At 72.9% G+C, this 17040-nt stretch carries 14 protein-coding genes; 10 read left to right on the forward strand and 4 right to left on the reverse strand.

Annotated features, from left to right (window positions below; genetic code table 11):
• Positions 1-9 precede the first annotated feature (9 nt).
• The 7 genes from FHU36_RS35840 to FHU36_RS35870 all read left to right on the forward strand — a co-directional run bounded on the left by FHU36_RS35840 (position 10) and on the right by FHU36_RS35870 (position 9683).
• Positions 10-828, forward strand: coding sequence for a class I SAM-dependent methyltransferase (locus FHU36_RS35840; RefSeq protein ID WP_312892066.1), 819 nt, complete (start codon positions 10-12; stop codon positions 826-828).
• Positions 829-866: 38 nt separating this feature from the next.
• Positions 867-1874 (forward strand): lysylphosphatidylglycerol synthase transmembrane domain-containing protein, encoded by a 1008-nt coding sequence (locus tag FHU36_RS35845; protein ID WP_185088488.1) that lies wholly within the window; start codon positions 867-869, stop codon positions 1872-1874.
• Positions 1875-1966: 92 nt separating this feature from the next.
• Entirely contained in the window at positions 1967-3085 is a 1119-nt protein-coding gene (locus FHU36_RS35850) for a glycosyltransferase family 4 protein (RefSeq protein WP_185088489.1), read from the forward strand.
• Between the two features lie 17 nt (positions 3086-3102).
• Complete coding sequence (manB, locus tag FHU36_RS35855) at positions 3103-4197, forward strand: mannose-1-phosphate guanylyltransferase (RefSeq protein WP_312892067.1); 1095 nt, start codon at positions 3103-3105, stop codon at positions 4195-4197.
• Between the two features lie 51 nt (positions 4198-4248).
• Positions 4249-5145, forward strand: a complete 897-nt coding sequence (locus FHU36_RS35860; protein ID WP_185088490.1) for a DNA-3-methyladenine glycosylase family protein — start codon at positions 4249-4251, stop codon at positions 5143-5145.
• A gap of 131 nt (positions 5146-5276) precedes the next feature.
• Complete coding sequence (locus tag FHU36_RS35865) at positions 5277-7850, forward strand: bifunctional FO biosynthesis protein CofGH (protein WP_185088491.1); 2574 nt, start codon at positions 5277-5279, stop codon at positions 7848-7850.
• 81 nt (positions 7851-7931) lie between these two features.
• Positions 7932-9683 (forward strand): substrate-binding and VWA domain-containing protein, encoded by a 1752-nt coding sequence (locus FHU36_RS35870; protein WP_312892068.1) that lies wholly within the window; start codon positions 7932-7934, stop codon positions 9681-9683.
• Between the two features lie 93 nt (positions 9684-9776).
• Here the strand turns inward: FHU36_RS35870 and FHU36_RS35875 are convergent, their stop codons facing one another.
• From FHU36_RS35875 to cofD, 3 genes are all read right to left on the reverse strand, one after another.
• On the reverse strand, positions 9777-10508 hold the full coding sequence (locus tag FHU36_RS35875; RefSeq protein WP_185088492.1) for a lytic polysaccharide monooxygenase: 732 nt from the start codon (positions 10506-10508) through the stop codon (positions 9777-9779).
• A gap of 86 nt (positions 10509-10594) precedes the next feature.
• Positions 10595-11992: a coenzyme F420-0:L-glutamate ligase gene (locus FHU36_RS35880; RefSeq protein WP_185088493.1), complete on the reverse strand. Its 1398-nt coding sequence runs from the start codon at positions 11990-11992 to the stop codon at positions 10595-10597.
• Positions 11989-12927 (reverse strand): 2-phospho-L-lactate transferase, encoded by a 939-nt coding sequence (gene cofD, locus FHU36_RS35885; protein WP_185088494.1) that lies wholly within the window; start codon positions 12925-12927, stop codon positions 11989-11991. The genes FHU36_RS35880 and cofD overlap by 4 nt, the downstream gene beginning before the upstream one ends.
• Before the next feature lie 182 nt (positions 12928-13109).
• Here cofD and FHU36_RS35890 point away from each other — a divergent pair, with 182 nt between their 5' ends.
• Both FHU36_RS35890 and FHU36_RS35895 read left to right on the forward strand, forming a co-directional pair.
• Positions 13110-15437 (forward strand): hypothetical protein, encoded by a 2328-nt coding sequence (locus tag FHU36_RS35890; RefSeq protein WP_185088495.1) that lies wholly within the window; start codon positions 13110-13112, stop codon positions 15435-15437.
• A gap of 320 nt (positions 15438-15757) precedes the next feature.
• Positions 15758-16018: a WhiB family transcriptional regulator gene (locus FHU36_RS35895; protein WP_185088496.1), complete on the forward strand. Its 261-nt coding sequence runs from the start codon at positions 15758-15760 to the stop codon at positions 16016-16018.
• A 61-nt stretch (positions 16019-16079) separates the two neighbouring features.
• Here FHU36_RS35895 and FHU36_RS35900 read toward each other — a convergent pair whose 3' ends face one another.
• Positions 16080-16520 (reverse strand): metallopeptidase family protein, encoded by a 441-nt coding sequence (locus FHU36_RS35900; protein ID WP_185088497.1) that lies wholly within the window; start codon positions 16518-16520, stop codon positions 16080-16082.
• Positions 16521-16654: 134 nt separating this feature from the next.
• On the opposite strand from FHU36_RS35900, the gene FHU36_RS35905 reads away from it, so the two are divergent.
• On the forward strand, positions 16655-17023 hold the full coding sequence (locus FHU36_RS35905) for a DUF3499 domain-containing protein (protein WP_113700081.1): 369 nt from the start codon (positions 16655-16657) through the stop codon (positions 17021-17023).
• Positions 17024-17040 lie beyond the last annotated feature (17 nt).

Consider the following 17040-nt stretch of genomic DNA (forward strand, 5'->3'; position numbering starts at 1 on the left):
TAGGGCGGCGTGAGTAAGGAACGGGTCGCGCAGCTCGAGTACTCCGAGTTCCAGTCGGCCATGCTCGACGAGGCCAAGCGCCGTCGCAAGGCCGCGAAGATCATCGCGGTTCTCGAACACTTCCAGGGGCCGCTCACCGGGCTGACCGTGGGCGATGTGGGCTGCTCGGCCGGGTTCATCGCCGACGAGCTGGCCGCCGCCGGCGCCGGCCACACGCTGGGCGTCGACATCGACGTGCCGGGGCTGCGCAAGGCCGCCGACAGGTTCGGCGGGCGGGTGGCGTTCGTCTGCGGCGACGGCACGGCGCTGCCGTTCCCCGACGGCTCGCTCGACGTGCTCGTGTTCAACCACATCTACGAGCACGTGGTCGACCCCGACGCCGTGGTGGCCGAGATGCACCGGGTGCTGTCCGACCGAGGCGTCCTCTACCTCGGGCTGGGCAACCGGCTGGGCATCATGGAGCCGCACTACAAGCTGCCGTTCCTGTCCTACCTGCCGCCCGCGGCGGCCGACCGCTACGTGCGCGCCTTCGGCCGGGCCGACCACTACTACGAGCGCTTCCGCACCCGGCGCGGGCTGCGCAGGATGCTGCGGGCCTTCCACGTGTGGGACTACACGATCCCGGTGCTCGCCTCGCCGGAGCGGTTCGCGGGTTCGGAGCTGTTCCCGGGGGCGCTCGGGCGGGTGGCCCGCACGGTGCTGGCGCGCACCCCGCGGGCGGCGCTGCAGGTGTTGCTGCCGCTCGTGCCCACCTACCTGTGGGTGGCCACCAAGACGCCGCGCCGCCCGGCGGGCGCCGCGCTCCCGCAACCGCCGCAGCCGCTGTGACGCCGGGTGAAGCGGGCACGGCGGGACGGCGCGAGCCCATGAGCGACGAAGGCGCCCCCGACGACGGCACCCCCGACGACGGCACCCGCGACGACGGCACCCGCGACGACGGCACCGCCGACGACGGCGTCCCCACGGACGGCGCGCGGGAAGCGGAGGCGGTCGCGCTCGGGGCCGGGCGGTCGCGGGTCCGGCGGCTGCTGCGGGTGGGGTTCCTGCTGGTCGCCCTCGGGTTCGGCGCGTGGGCCGTGGCCTCGCAGTGGGACGGCGTGGTGGCCGGGTTCGCCCGGCTGAACCCCGCGCTGCTCGCCGGGTCGCTGGTGGCCGTGGTCGCCGCGCTGCTCGGCGCCATGCTCACCTGGCGCACCCTGCTGGCCGACCTCGGCTCGCCGCTGGAGTTCCGGCCGGCCACCAAGGTCTTCTTCGTCGGCCAGCTCGGCAAGTACATCCCCGGCACCGTCTGGCCCGTGCTCGCCCAGATGGAGATGGGGCGCGACCTCGGCGTGCCCAAGGCGCGCAGCGCGGCGGCGTTCTTCCTCATGATGCCGATCCAGCTCGCCACGGGCCTGTTGGTCACGCTCGTCACGCTCGGCTGGGACCGCTACGGCGGGCTGCTGCTGCTCGTGCCCGTGCTGCTGGTGCTGCTGGAACCCAAGGTGATCAACGGGGTGATCGGGTTCGGCCTGCGCAAGCTCGGCCGGGAGCCGCTGGAGCACCCGCTGACCCGGCGCGGCATGCTCACGGCGCTGTGCTGGGCGCTGGCCGGCTGGGCCTGCTACGGCCTGCACCTGTACTTCGTCCTCCCGGAGGCCGGCCTGGTCTTCGCCGTCGGGGCGTTCGCGCTGTCGTGGTGCCTGGGCATCATGACGTTCGTCGTGCCGGCTGGCGCGGGCGTGCGGGAGGCCGTCATGGTGGCGGTGCTGGCCCCTGTCCTGGACAGCGGCGCGGCCATCGCGGTGGCCCTCTGCTCCCGCGCCGTCATCATCGTGGGCGATCTGATCTGCGCGGGTTTGGCCGGGATCGCGGCGCGACGCGGCCGTGCGTGATTTGAGCCGCCAATTGGGGGAGGCTGGTCATAAGCTGAACGCAGAGGGGGACACCCGTCCCGCGATGATCTTGAGGGGAGAAGATCTTCGTAATGCCTCGAGTGCTCGTCGACGCGGCGGCGGTCCCCGCGGACCGCGGCGGCCTGATCAGATACGTGGACGGGCTGGTGGCCGGGCTCGACAGGGTGGGAGCCGACCTCGTCGTGGTCTGCCAGCGCGCCGATGCCGAGCGATACCGCCGGCTGGCGCCCTCGGCCGACGTCATCCCCGGCCCCGTGTCCATCACCAACAGGGCGGCCAGGCTCGCCTGGGAGCAGACCGGCCTGCCGCTGGTCGCCCGCCACGCGGCCGCGCAGGTGATCCACGCGCCCTACTACTCGATGCCGATCAACCCCGGCATGCCGGTCGTCGTCACGGTGCACGACGTCACCTGGTTCACCGAGCCCGAGCAGCACAGCCCCGACAAGGCCGCCTTCTTCCGCTCGGCCACCCGCACCGCCGTGCACCGCGCCAACCGTGTCATCGTCCCGTCCAAGGCGACCCGTGACGAGCTGGTGCGCGTGCTCGCCGCCGACCCGACCCGCATCGACGTCGCCTACCACGGCGTCGACCACAGCCAGTTCCACCCGCCCTCCGAGGAGGAGCGGCGCCGCGCCGCCGAGCGCTGCGGGCTGCACGGCCGGCCGTACGTGGCCTTCCTCGGCGCCCTGGAGCCCCGCAAGAACGTCCCCAACCTGATCCGCGGCTTCGCCGCCGTCGTCAAGAACCTCGACGACGCCCCCGCACTCGTCCTCGGCGGCGGCGTGCACGAGGACGACGTCGACGCGGCCTGCCGCGAGGTGGAGGCCACGGTCAAGGTGGTGCGCCCCGGCTTCTTCCGCGCCCCCGACCTGCCCGGCTTCCTCGGCGGGGCCCTGGTGGTGGCGTTCCCGTCGCGCGGCGAGGGGTTCGGGCTGCCGGTGCTGGAGGCCATGGCCTGCGGCGCGCCGGTGCTGACCACCCACCGCACGTCGCTGCCCGAGGTGGGGGGCGATGCCGTCGCCTACACCGAGCCCGACGCCGACAGCATCGCGGTCGCGCTCGGCCGGCTGCTGTCCTCCCCGGAGGAGCGCCGGCGACTCCGGGAGGCGGGGCTGGCCCGGGCTCGTGAGTTCACCTGGGAGGCATCGGTCGAGGCGCATCTCAACTCCTATCAACGTGCCGCCGAATAGTCGGATAACCTCGCTGAGTGACGGAGACCTCTGTGCCAGGCCTCGAAGCGATCCTCCTGGTGGGCGGGCAGGGCACCCGCCTGCGCCCGCTGACGCTCGGAACGCCCAAACCGCTGCTGCCGACAGCCGGCGTGCCGTTCCTGGCGCACCAGCTGGCCCGCGCCCGATCGTTCGGGGTGCGCAGGATCGTCTTCGCCACCTCCTACAAGGCGGCGATGTTCGAGCCGGTCTTCGGTGACGGGGCCGAGTTCGGGCTCTCGCTGGAGTACATGACGGAGGAGACGCCGCTCGGCACGGGCGGGGCCATCCGCAACGCCGCCGAGGGTCTCACCGCGGCGCCCACCGATCCCGTGCTCGTGCTCAACGGCGACATCCTGTCGGGCCACGACATCGGCGACCAGGTGCGCACCCACCTCGCCAGGAACGCCGCTGTAACGCTCCATCTGACGGAGGTGGACGACCCGACCCGGTTCGGCTGCGTGCCGACCGACGACGACGGGCGCGTCACCGCCTTCCTGGAGAAGACCTCCAACCCGGTGACCAACCGGATCAACGCCGGCTGCTACGTCTTCACCCGCTCGGTCATCGACCGGATCCCGCGCGACGAGGTGGTGTCGGTGGAGCGCGAGACCTTCCCGGGGCTCATCGAGTCGGGCGAGCTGGTCCTCGGCTACCACGACCGCACCTACTGGCTCGACGTCGGCACCCCGGCCGCCTTCGTGCAGGGCTCGCGCGACCTGGTGCTCGGCCGCCTGGCCTCGCCGGCGCTGCCCGGCCCCACCGGCGACCACCTCGCCCTCGACGGCGCCGACGTCTCCCCGGAGGCCAAGGTCAACAACGGCTCCGCGGTGGGGTCCCGTGCCGTCGTGGAGGCGGGCGCGGTCGTGTCGGGCAGCGTGCTGAGCGACGAGTGCGTGGTGGAGGCGGGCGCGACGGTGACCGACTCGGTGCTCGGGCGCGGCGCGCGGGTGTGCTCCGGCGCGGTGGTGCGCGACGCGGTCATCGGCGACGGCGCCGTGGTGGGTCCGGGCAACGAGCTGCAGGCGGGCATACGCGTCTGGCCGGGCGTCCGGCTGCCCGCATGCGCCGTCCGCTGGTCCAGCGACATCTGACCCTGAGAGCCGGGATCTCGGGCAGGCTCCCGGAGGCGGCACACTGGACGGGTGCAGGAACGCAGGTGGGTGCCCGCTGGGCCGCTGGACGTCGGGCTCGCGCTGAGCCCGCACCGGCGCGGTTCCGGCGACCCCACCTGGCACCGGACCCCCGACGGATCCGTGTGGCGCACGTCCAGGACCCCCGACGGTCCCGGCACGCTACGGGTGAGCGTCAAGGACGGCGCGGTGCTCGGGCAGGCGTGGGGCGCCGGTGCCGGCTGGCTGCTGGAGATGCTGCCCGCGTGGCTCGGGGCCGACGACGACCTGGCGGGGTTCGAGGCCGGCCACGAGGTGCTGGCCGAGGCGGCGCGCAGGCACGCGGGGCTGCGGATCGGGCGGACGGCCCGGGTCATGGAGGCGCTGGTGCCCGCCGTGCTGGAGCAGAAGGTCGTCGGCCGCGAGGCGTGGCGAGCCTGGCGCTGGCTGCTGCACCGCTACGGCGAGCCCGCCCCGGGCCCGGCGCCCGAGGGCATGCGGGTGGTGCCGGAGGCTGAGGTGTGGCGGCAGATCCCCGCCTGGCACTGGCACCGGGCGGGCGCCGAGGCCGTACGCGCCAGGACCATCGCAACGGCGGCCTGGCACGCCGCCAAGCTGGAGGCGGCGGCCACGACTGCCGAGCTGGACCGGCTGCTGCGTGCGCTTCCCGGTGTGGGGGTGTGGACGTCGGCGGAGGTGCGGCAGCGCGCGTTCGGCGACCCTGACGCGGTCAGCGTGGGCGACTTCCACCTCGCCAAGATCGTCGGCTACGCGCTCACCGGGCAGAAGACCGACGATCCGGGGATGCTGCGGCTGCTGGAGCCCTACCGGGGACACCGGCACCGGGCCGCGCTCCTCATCACCCTCACCGGGGTGCGCCCGCCGGCGCGCGGGCCCCGTATGGCCGCACGCGACTACCGATCGTTCTGACCCTGCAGCCTGATCCGCCCCGCCGCTGACTGCCCCGCCGCCTGATCCGCCCCGCTTTCCGGCCCGGCGGGCGGCCGGGAAGCGGGCCCTGGGTGCGAGGCAGGAACCCAGGCGGACGTAGTGTGCCCTGTATGAGTCTCGTCAGTGATTCCGCGCTCCGCCGTGCGCTCGCCCGCGCCCGTGACGGAAAGGCCCTCGACGTCACCGAGGCGACCGTGCTGCTGCACGCTCGCGGCGCGCACCTGGACACTCTTCTCGACCACGCCTCCCGGGTGCGCGACGCCGGGCTGCGGGCGGTGGACCGGGAGGGCGTCATCACCTACAGCCGCAAGGTGTTCATCCCGTTGACGAGGCTGTGCCGGGACAAGTGCGGCTACTGCACGTTCGCCACCGCCCCGCACAAGGTGCCCGCGGCGTTCCTCAGCCCGGACGAGGTGCTGGAGATCGCCCGGCAGGGCGCCGCGATGGGCTGCAAGGAGGCGCTGTTCACGCTGGGAGACCGGCCCGAGGACCGCTGGCGGCAGGCCCGGGAGTGGCTCGACGCGCACGGCTACGACGACACGCTGTCGTACGTGCGGGCGATGGCCGTCAGGGTGCTGGAGGAGACCGGGCTGCTGCCGCACCTCAACCCCGGCGTGCTGAGCTGGCGTGACCTGCAGCGGCTCAAGCCGGTCGCGCCGTCGATGGGCATGATGCTGGAGACGACCTCGCGGCGGCTGTTCGAGGAGAAGGGACAGCCGCACTACGGCTCGCCCGACAAGGATCCCGCCGTCCGGCTGCGCGTGCTGGAGGACGCGGGCCGGTCCAACGTGCCGTTCACGACGGGCATCCTCATCGGGATCGGCGAGACCGTCGAGGAACGGGCCGAGTCGATCTTCGCGATGCGCCGGGTGGCCCGCGAGTACGGCGGCATCCAGGAGGTCATCGTCCAGAACTTCCGTGCCAAGCCCGACACCGCCATGCGCGGCCTGCCCGACGCCGACCTGCAGGAGCTGGCCGCCACGATCGCGGTGGCCCGGCTGGTCATGGGGCCGCGGGTGCGCCTTCAGGCCCCGCCCAACCTGGTCGACTCCGAGTACGAGCTGATGATCCGGGCGGGCATCGACGACTGGGGCGGCGTGTCGCCGCTGACCCCCGACCACGTCAACCCCGAACGCCCGTGGCCGCAGATCGACGACCTCGCGGCCCGCACCGCCGAGGCGGGCTTCCGGCTGCGCGAGCGGCTGACCATCTACCCCGAGTACGTGCTGGCCGGTGAGCCGTGGCTGGACCCCAGGCTGTTCGCGCACGTCGAGGCCCTGGCCGACCCCGAGACCGGGCTGGCCCGCGAGGACGCGGTGCTCCAGGGCAGGCCGTGGCAGGAGCCGGATGGCGGGTTCGCCCCGTCCGGCCGGGTGGACCTGCACGTCGAGGTGGACACGACAGGCCGCACGACCGACCGCCGCGACGACTTCGACGACGTCTACGGCGACTGGGACGCCCTGCGCGACCGCCTCGCGCCCGCCGCGGGCGCGGCCCCGGCTTCGGGGGGCGGCACGCCCGGCGAGCTGCGCCAGGCGCTCAGGAAGGCGGCGGCCGACCCGGCCGGGCTCACCGACGACGAGGCGGTGGCCCTGCTGTCGGCCGACGGCGACGCCCTGGAGGAGCTGGCCGTCCTGGCCGACGACCTGCGCGCGCAGGCGGCCGGCGACGACGTCACCTACGTGGTCAACCGGAACATCAACTTCACCAACGTCTGCTACACCGGGTGCAGGTTCTGCGCCTTCGCCCAGCGCAGGACCGACGCCGACGCCTACACGCTGAGCCTCGAACAGGTCGCCGACCGGGCCGAGGAGGGCTGGCTGGCCGGCGCCACCGAGGTGTGCATGCAGGGCGGCATCCACCCCGACCTGCCCGGCACCGCCTACTTCGACCTGGCCAGGGCGGTCAAGGCCCGGACGCCCGGCATGCACGTGCACGCCTTCTCCCCGATGGAGGTGGTCAACGGCGCCAGCCGGACGAACCTGTCGATCGAGGAGTGGCTGCACGCCGCGAAGGAGGCGGGCGTCGACTCGCTGCCGGGCACGGCGGCGGAGATCCTCGACGACGACGTGCGCTGGGTGCTGACGAAGGGCAAGCTGCCCGCCAAGGAGTGGATCGAGGTCGTCACCACCGCCCACCGCGTGGGCATCCCGACCACGGCCACCATGATGTACGGCCACGTGGACAACCACCTGCACTGGGTCCGGCACATCAAGCTGATCAGGCGGCTGCAGGAGGAGACGGGGGGATTCTCGGAGTTCGTGCTGCTGCCGTTCGTGCACACCAGCGCGCCGATCTATCTCGCCGGCATCGCCCGGCCCGGCCCCACCGCCCGCGAGAACCGCGCCGTGCACGCCCTGGCCAGGATTCTGCTGCACGGCGCGATACGCAACATCCAGTGCTCCTGGGTCAAGCTGCAGGACGACCTGTGCCGCCAGGTGCTGAAAGGCGGCGTGAACGACCTCGGCGGCACCCTCATGGAGGAGACGATCAGCCGGATGGCCGGGTCGGAGAACGGCTCGTACAAGACGATCAGTGAGCTGCGCGCGATGGCGAGCGTGACGGGCCGGCCGGTCCGCCAGCGCACCACCGAGTACGGCGTCCCGAGCGACGAGCGACTGGCCGCGTCCGCGGCGAGCGACGGCGTCTGCCAGAGCGTGCGCCGGGTCCTGCCGACGGTGTAGGTATAACATGTTCTAGCGAGCACTTGATTCGGGTGGGGGAGGCGCTGGGAGAATCATCACTCCCGTGGAGAGAGGTTCACCGTGCGGTTGGGTCGACACCGCGCCGCGTTAAGCGCTGAACTGCGGCGGAGGAAGGCACTCCAGCGAGGTCTGCTGGCCGGGCTGGCCACCGTGGTGCTCGTCGCGGCCACACTCGTGGTGCTCCTCGGCGGCGGTGGCGCACTGTGCGCCACACGAGAGCCTGTTCTGGTCAACGTGGCCGCGGCGGTGGATGTGGCGCCCGTCGCCATGGACGCCGCGGCCCGCTTCAACGAGACGAAGACGACGTCGGGCGGCCGGTGCGTGCTCGTCCAGGTCACCGAACAGCCCCCGGCGACCGTGCTGCGGACGCTGATCGGCGACCGGGCGGGCGTGCTGCACGAACGGCCGGACGGCTGGATCGCCGACTCCTCGGCGTGGATCCGGCTCGCGCGCAAGCAGGGCGCGAGCGCGCTGCCCGCGGGCGAGAGCGTGGTGGCCACCTCGCCGCTCGTCTTCGCCACCCGCCAGTCGCTGGCGCGGCGCTTCTCCGTGGGCGGCACCCAGATGAACTGGCGGATGGTCTTCCCCGCGACCGTGCGCGGGCGGTTGCTGCCCACCGAGAACGAGCCCGACGTGGTCCGCGTGCCCGACCCGTCGCTGGCCGGCGCCGGCATCGCCACGGTCGCCGCCGCCAGGGACGTCGTCGGCACCGGGCCGGACGCCGACAAGGCGCTGACCGCGTTCGTGCGCTGGGCGCAGGCCGGCTCGGCCCCCGACTACCGCACGATGCTGGCGGCCGTGGACGACCGCGCGTTCTGGCAGCGTCCCGTCGTCATCGTGCCCGAGCAGTCGGTGTGGGACCACGGCCGCCGGCCCTCGCCCGACCCGGTCGTCGCGCTGCATCCGCGCGAGGGCACGATCAACCTCGACTACCCCTATGTCGTGACCGCCACCGACCCGGCCGTGGCCGACGCCTCGACGCTCTTCGCCGAGTGGCTGAGCGGCCCCGAGGCCCAGGAACTGGTACGGCGGGCGGGGTTCCGCTCCGGCGACGGCCTGCTGCCGCCGATCTCGCCGGGGCCTGAAATCCCGGCGGAGGCGCCCCGGGCGCGGCCGTCGGTGACGCCCGAGGACATCGACGAGGCGCTGCAGGCGTGGAGCCGGCTGGCGCCGCCCACGAACATCCTGGTGCTGGCCGATACCTCGAAGCACATGGCCGAGCCGATCAAGGGCGGCGTCACCCGGGTCGGTGTCGCGCTGGAGGCGGCCAAGATCGGGCTGCGGTTGTTCCCCGAGTCGACGCACATGGGCATGTGGGAGTTCGCCGACAGGCTGGGCACGGCGACGGGCTACCGGGAACGGGTGAGCCTCGGGCCGATCAGCCGGCCGGACAGCGGGCAGGTCGTCCGGCGGGGCGTGCTCGACGAGCTGACCACCTCGATCACCGCCCACCCCGACCTGGACAGCTCGCTGCACGACGCCATCCTGAGCGGGTTCCGGGAGGTGACGAAGGAGTACCGCGAGGAGATGAACAACGTGCTCCTCGTGATCACCGCCGGCAAGGACGACGGTCGCGGCACGCGGCTCCAGCAGCTCCTCGACCGGCTCAAGGCCGAATGGGACCCGGACAAGCCCGTCCAGGTCGTCCTCATCGCGTTCGGTGACGACGTGGACGGCGACGGCCTGGCCCGGATCGCGGCCGCCACGAACGGCTCCCTGCACGTCGCCGAGCAGCCGGGCGAGATCATCGACGTCTACCTCGCCGCCCTGGCCCGCCGCCTGTGTCACCCCACCTGCAAACCAGCCGCCTGACCTCCGCCCTCACGCCCTCGCCCCCGCGCTTCGACGGCCGCCGGCGGGCGTGTGCCGCCGGCGGCCGGCTGGACGGGGGCTGTCAGGGGCCGGTCAGACGCTCTGCCACAGGGCCGGGACGTTGGGCGGCTCCCAGCCGGTGATGGCGGTGTGCGCCTGGAGGCACCGGTAGGTCGCGCCGCCGTAGGTCACCGTGGATCCGATGCCGTAGGCGGTGCCCGCCTTCCAGGTGCCGCCGGGGCTCGACGTGGGCGTCGGGCTCGGGGTCGTCGGGCTCGCGGTCGGCGTGGGGGAGGGCTCCGGGTTGCCGGTGCCTCCGCCGATCCGCAGGTCGATGCAGGCGTAGAAGGCGTTGGCCGTGTCGGCGATGTTCCAGACGGCCAGGACCTTCTGCCTGCCGGAGAACCCGGACAGGTTCACGGTGTGGGAGACCGTGGGCGGCGGCTGCTGGCCTCCGCCGCTGAACGAGGCCACCCTCGTGTTGCCGATGTAGTACTCGTAGGTGCTGGTCGCGTGGCGGGCGGTGAACGTCCAGTTGAACGTCACCGTCGTCCCGACCGACGTGACCGGCCACGGCTTGCTCTCGTCGCTGAGCTGCGCGAAGCGGGCGTTGTTGGCGTGGCAGTTGCGCAGGCCCTTGGGCCCCTCCACGCTCTGCGGCTCGTAGATGATGTCACCGCAGTTGGGCACCTGGCCGCGGGCGCAGAACGCCTGGCGGCTCGGCGGCGAGTTGACGTAGCCGTGGGCCTGCGCCGGCTGGGCGACGAACACCGTGGCAGCGAGGGCGATCGCTGCCGCGGCGAGTAACGTGAGCGTCCTTCGCATGAAAGGGCTCCTTCACATGGGGGGATACCACGAATGTAAAGGAAACTTTCCTAAGCGTATAGAGCGTCTGACGGCCCTTGTCAAGATCAGCGTACGACGATGAAGTCGTCCGGCTCCCTGGGCGGGCGCTGACGGGGCGGGGCGGCGGCGTGGCCCACCGCGACGCAGCCCATCGGGTCCCACGAGCCGGGCAGCTCCAGCACCTCACGCACCACCGGGCGGCAGAACATCGTGGACGACACCCACGCCGAGCCGAGCCCCTCGACGGCGAGCTGGATCAGGAGGTTCTCGACGCCCGCGCCCGTCGCGACCACGAACATCTCCCGCTCGGAGGCGTTGCGCCGGTCGTCGCGGTAGGTGTGGGAGCCCTCCATCACCAGGCACGGAACCACGAGGTAGGGGGCTTTGCGCAGCACGTCGCCGCGTTTGATCCGCTTGGCGATCGACTGCTCGGTGAACCCGTCGCCGCGCAGGTCGGCGATCCACGCCTCGCGCATCGCGTCGAGCAGCCTCAGCCGCGTCTGCGCCGACTCGACCAGCACGAACCGCCACGGAGTCGTGTGGTGCGGGGCCGGGGCGGCGATGCCCGCCGCGACCGCCCGCCGCACCGCCGCCGGGTCCACGGGCTCGTCGGAGAACTCGCGGATCGTACGGCGGGCGAACACCACGTCGCGCGACCCGAAGCGGAACATGTCCTCGCCGGGCGGCCGCACCAGCGGCCGGACCCCCGGCCCGTCGTCGTCGGTCACCAGGTGTGCCAGCCCCCGCACGACGGCGACCGGGACGCCCGTGAGCTTGCCCTTGACCAGCTCGGCGGCCGAGGCGATCTCGTCGGCCAGGGCGGTCACGGTGGCGTTGAGCGGGTTGCCGTGTGTGTCGCTGAGCCCGCGGAAGTCCTCCAGCGGGAGCACACCGGCCGCGCCGATGGCGACGTCGATCAGCCCGTGCCGCCAGGGCCGGCCGAAGGTGTCGGAGACGATCACGCCGACCCGGGCCGGGAGCGCGGCCCGGACCCGCCGGGCGGAGGCGTCGGCGTCCTCGGGCAGCAGCAGGACGGTGCCGGGGTCGGTGTTGGAGGCGTCGACACCGGCCGCCGCCATCACGAACCCGTGGCGGGTCTCGGAGATGACCGTGTCGCCGCGCCGGGCGACGACCCGCACGGTCTCGTCCTCGATCGCCGCCAGGCGGTCGGGCGCGTTCCGCACGCGGCCCTCAGCCTTGCTCACGATCTTGGAGGTGATGACGACGATGTCGCCGTCGCGCAGATCGGCGTCCTTGAGCAGGGCCGCGAGGTCGTCGCCGGGTCGCACCTCGCCGAGGCCCGTGACCGGAATCACCTCCACCCGCTCGGGCGGCACGGCACCGCTCCCTCCATCGGGCCGGGCGACGAGCCCGGCCCCGGTTCCGGCACCGGTCCCTGCTGAGGAACCGGACGTGGAGCCGGATGCGGGGGCGGGCGCGGCGTCGGGGGTGTGGTCGGTCATCGGGCCAGCTCCAGTGCGAGGTCGAGGGCGGCGCGGGCGATGTCGGCCGCGGCGTCGGCATCGTGCATGAGGATCGGCCGGGCCACCACCCGGACGCCGTCCAGCCGGACCCCGTCGTCCTCGGGCGCCACCAGCCAGCCGTCGACCAGCTCGGCGCCGTAGAGGCCGAGCACCGCCTGAGCCGTGGTCTCGACGCCGATGGCCGTCAGGCAGGCGTCGGCCATGCCGCGCACGGGGGCGCCGCCGATGATGGGGGAGACGCCCACGACCGTCTTGGGCAGCAGCGCCTCGCGGATGCCGGGCACCTGGAGGATCGTGCCGATGCTCACCACCGGGTTGGACGGCGGCAGGATCACCACGTCGGCCTCCTCGATCGCCTCCAGGACACCGGGGGCCGGCTTGGCGGTGTCGGCGCCGACCAGGGCGAACGACTCGGCCGGCACCGAGGCGCGCAGCCGGACCCACCACTCCTGGAAGTGGACCGCGCGCCGCCCCTGCTCGTCGGAGATCACCACGTGCGTCTCGCAGCGGTCGTCGCTCATCGGCAGCAGGCGGACCCCGGGCTGCCAGCGGGCGCACAGCGCCTCGGTGATCTGGGAGAGCGGGTAGCCGGCCTCCAGCATCTGCGAGCGGACGATGTGGGTGGCGAAGTCGCGGTCGCCCAGCCCGAACCACTGCGGCTCCACGCCGTAGGCCGCCAGCTCCTCCTTGACGACGTGCGACTCCTTGGCGCGGCCCCAGCCCTGGTCCTCGTCGATGCCGCCGCCCAGGGTGTACATGACCGTGTCGAGGTCGGGGCAGACCCGCAGGCCGAACAGGGTGATGTCGTCGCCCGTGTTGCCGATCACGGTGATCCGGGCGTCGGGGGCCGTCGCGCGCAGGCCGCGCAGGAAGCGGGCGCCGCCGATGCCGCCGGCGAGGGACACGATGTGCATGCGGCCCAGTCTTCCACCGGCCTGCGACAACTTCTTTCCGGGACCCTCTTGCCCTGAAATTTCGGGCTTTGAGGGTTGAAACTCGTGCCTTTGGGGAACGAGAGGTTTTTGTGACTTGTGCCGCCTAAGGGCGGTCATGTGGCAAACTCCCTTCGGGCTAAAGGGTTCCCTGGGGAGTGGTTGTGAGCAAACTTGACGTCGACCGGCTCAAGGAGCCGGCCGCCTGGCTGATGGTGGCCGCGGGCGGGCTGAGCGTGCTGCTGGCGACGGGCAGGGTCTTGATCGGCTCTTCGTCGGGCATCGGCCGCAGCCTGTCCATCGCGGACCGCGCCGCGACCAACTTCTTCAGCCTCACCAGCCCGGTGACGGTGGCGCTGCTGCTGGGTGCCGTGCTCCTGGTGACCAAGGTGGGGCAGCCGTCCCCGAAGGCCAAGATCGTCACGTTCGGCGCGGTGGGCGGGCTCGGCCTCGCCACGGTGTTCGGCGCCCTGTCGCTGCTGCTCGGGCTGTTCGCGGGCCGCGGCGTGTGGTCCACGTTCGAGTTCCTGCTGAGTGGCGTGCCCCTGCTCGGCCTGACCGCCGTGGCCCTGGTCTACCTGTTGCCGCAGGTTCTGAGCGCGCGCCCCGCGTCCGGTCCGGGTTACGGCCCGGGCGCCCCGTACGGCCAGCAGGCGCAGTACGGGCAGGCTCCGGGCGCCCCGTACGGCCAGCAGGCCGACTACGCCCCGCAGGCCGGCTACGGCCAGCACCCTCCCGGCCAGGCCCCCTACGGCCAGCACCCCGGCTACGGACAGCCCGTCGAGGGCCAGCACCCGGGCTTCGCCCAGCAGTCCGGCGAGGGCCGGCAGCCCGGTTACGGCCAGCCGGACGAGGCCCAGCCCGGGTTCGGCCAGACCGGCGGCGAGGGTCCCGGGTTCGGCCAGCCGGGTGCGCCCCAGCCCGGGTTCGGCCAGGCCGGTGACGGTCAGCAGCCCGGCTACGGCCAGGCCGGTGACGGTCAGCAGCCCGGCTACGGCCAGCCTGGCGAGGGCCGGCAGCCCCAGCCACGGACGCCCCAGCCCCGTGCCGCCCTCCCCGCCGCTCCCGGTGACAGCAAGACCGACCCCGGCTACGGCGAACCCGCCATCCCCGGCTTCGCCCAGCCGGATCCGTCCTTCCCCCAGGCGGATCCGTCCTTCGCCCAGCCGGACCAGGGCTTCGGCCAGACGAACCCCACCCAGGCCGTCCCCGCCCAGCACGACCAGCAGGGCTTCGGCCAGCCCGCCCCGATCGACCAGCAGGGCTTCGGCCAGCCCGCTCAGCCCGACTACGGGCAGCAGCCCCCCGGCCAGGCCGACCCCGGCTACGGCCAGGCCACCCCGGCCGACCAGGGTTTCGGCCAGAGCGTGTCCGCTGACCAGGGCTTCGGTCAGACGAACCCCACCCAGTCCTTCCGCGCCCAGAACGACCAGCAGGCGTTCGGCCGGCCGACCCCGGCCCACGGGTCGTACACGCCCGCGGAGACCCAGCCCGACGCCGGGCACCAGCCGGCCGCCGAGTACCAGCCCGCTCCCTACGTCCCCGCCGACAGCCAGCCGAGCGTGTACGGCCAGCCCTCCTACTCCACGGCCGACTCCCAGCCCAACCTCTACGCCCCGGCCGACACCCACCCGGCCGGCGGCTACCCGCCCTCGGCCGACTCCCAGGCCGACCCCTACGCGCCACCCGCCCCCCAGCCCGGCGCCTACACCCCGCTCGACGCCCAGTACCAGCCGTCGCAGCCCCCGTACACCTCCCAGGACAGCGGCCCGTACGTGCCGCCGATCGTCCAGCCGAACGCCTTCAACGCCCCGGCGTCGGGCGGCTACCCGAGCGGCGAGACCGCGCCCAGCGTGCCGTTCCCCCCGTCCCCCCAGCAGGCTGACCAGCAGCAGGGCGGACAGCCGTTCACCGGCTACTCGGGCCACGAGTTCGCCACCCCGGCCTACCAAGAGCCCGACCCGCCCGTGGACCCGCGCTCCCAGCAGCTCCACGACGCCTACCAGCAGGCCGAGACCTACCAGCACTCCACCGGCCAGCACTCCTCGGGCCAGCACTCGGCGCAGCCGGAGCTGCGGGTGCCCGACTACCCGAGTCAGCCGCAGGCCGCGCCGCACGAGAACCCGTTCGGCCACGCCCAGCAGCAGGCGCAGCCCCAGTACGGTGGCCAGCCCCAGTACGGGCAGCCGCCGAGCGGCGCGCACCACGCCGGCGGCACGCAGGCCGAGCAGTTCGGCCAGCAGCAGTACGGCCGGCCGGCCTCCGCGCCGGGCCAGTACGGCCAGTCGTACGAGCCCCAGCCGGCCCCCTACGAGCCGCAGCCCTACCAGCAGCAGCCCCCGTCGTCCGGCTGGGAGCCGCAGGCGGAGTCGACGGTCCGGCTCGACCCGGAGTCCTACCGCAGCGGCGACGCGCTCGGTGAGCAGCGGCGCGACGGGGACGACCCGATCGACCCCACAGCCATATACACCCCCAACGAGCCGCGCCGGTAACGAACCGGCAAAGCAGGGCTAGAGAGAAGGTGGGCCACGGGCGGGCGTCTATACCGCCCTGGTACGGTTCCGACCGCTGACAGCGTTGAACACGCCAGGCCAACGCCATGGATCCCGTGGCGCCGGGTCAGGTGCGAACATCACATGCCGAGCACACCGGGGCGAGAGCTGGTCTTTCCCCGGATAGCGGCATGCCGCTTGACGCCGCGTACAACACGCGCGTGTAATTACAACCATGTTGTTACGCCTTCTCTTGGGTGGGTAATAAGGAAGGCGTCCATGGGGGGCTCCATTGCGGGCGGGCGGCAGGGAGGTGTGCAGTGACCGATCTGGTCATCGCACAGGATCAGCTTGACGCTGAAGAACTCGGATGGCAGGAGCGCGCCCTGTGCGCGCAGACTGATCCGGAGGCGTTCTTCCCGGAGAAGGGCGGCTCCACCCGAGAGGCCAAGAAGGTCTGCCGATCGTGCGAAGTCCGTGCCGAGTGCCTGGAATACGCGCTTGAGCACGATGAGCGGTTCGGCATCTGGGGTGGGTTGTCAGAACGGGAGCGCAGACGGATCAAGCGCGAGGCCGTCTAACGATAGGAAACACCGGTGAAGGGGTCGTGCGGGTCGCCGCGCGGCCCCTTCGTGCTGCGGGTCAGCGGCGGTCGTCGTAGCCCGGGTCGACCGTCTCGGGCGACAGGCCGAGGAGAGTGGCCACCTGCTCGACCACCGTGTCGTGGACGAGCGCGCCGAGGGTGTCGCGGTCGCGGGCGCGGGCTTCGAGCGGGCGCCGGTAGACCACGATGGATGCCGGGTCGGGCCCCTTGGCGGCCTGGGCGCGGCCGAGCGGGATGGGGTCCGGGCCGAGGCCCGGCCCGTCGTCCAGCTCGCCGAGCGGCGGCACGTCCTCCACCGCGAACTCCACCGCCGACAGCTGCCTGCCCCAATGCGGGCGCAGCCGCTCGACCGCGTCGAGCACCAGGTCGTCGAACCGCTCGCTGCGCGAGCGGGCGATGGGAACGTGGGACGGCGCCAGCGGGCCGCGCAACCCGCGACCGTGACGGTCACGCCGTCGTGGGCCCCGCTTCTGATTCACAGGGCAAGTCTACGGGGAGACGGCATCGGGGCATGTGGGCTCAAAGCTGCGACAGGTGTCCGAATTGTGGCGACACGCTCGGTAAGAGCGCTCAGATAGTGGCGCCTCGCACTCTTACCAGATACGGTCCCTCCGTGAGCCCCGTCCGCCGCTGTTCCCGCACCGCCTGCAGCCAGCCTGCCGTCTTCACGCTCACGTACGTATACGCCGACTCCACCGCTGTTCTCGGCCCCCTGGCGACGTACGCGGAGCCACACTGCTACGACCTGTGCGCCGAACACGCCGAACGACTGACCGCCCCGCGCGGCTGGGAGGTCGTGCGCCTGCCCACCGACGGCGGCTCACCCAGCTCCGACGACCTGGAGGCGCTGGCCAACGCCGTCCGGGAGGCCGCCAGGCCCACCCCCTCCGGCGGCGGCGAGCCGGTCGGGCAGGGAGTCGAGGTCGGCCGCCGCGGACACCTGCGCGTTCTCCGGTCCGCCCAGCAACATCGCGACCGGTAGGCTCGTTCCAGACGTAG

This window comes from Nonomuraea muscovyensis (assembly GCF_014207745.1).
Classification (GTDB): domain Bacteria; phylum Actinomycetota; class Actinomycetes; order Streptosporangiales; family Streptosporangiaceae; genus Nonomuraea; species Nonomuraea muscovyensis.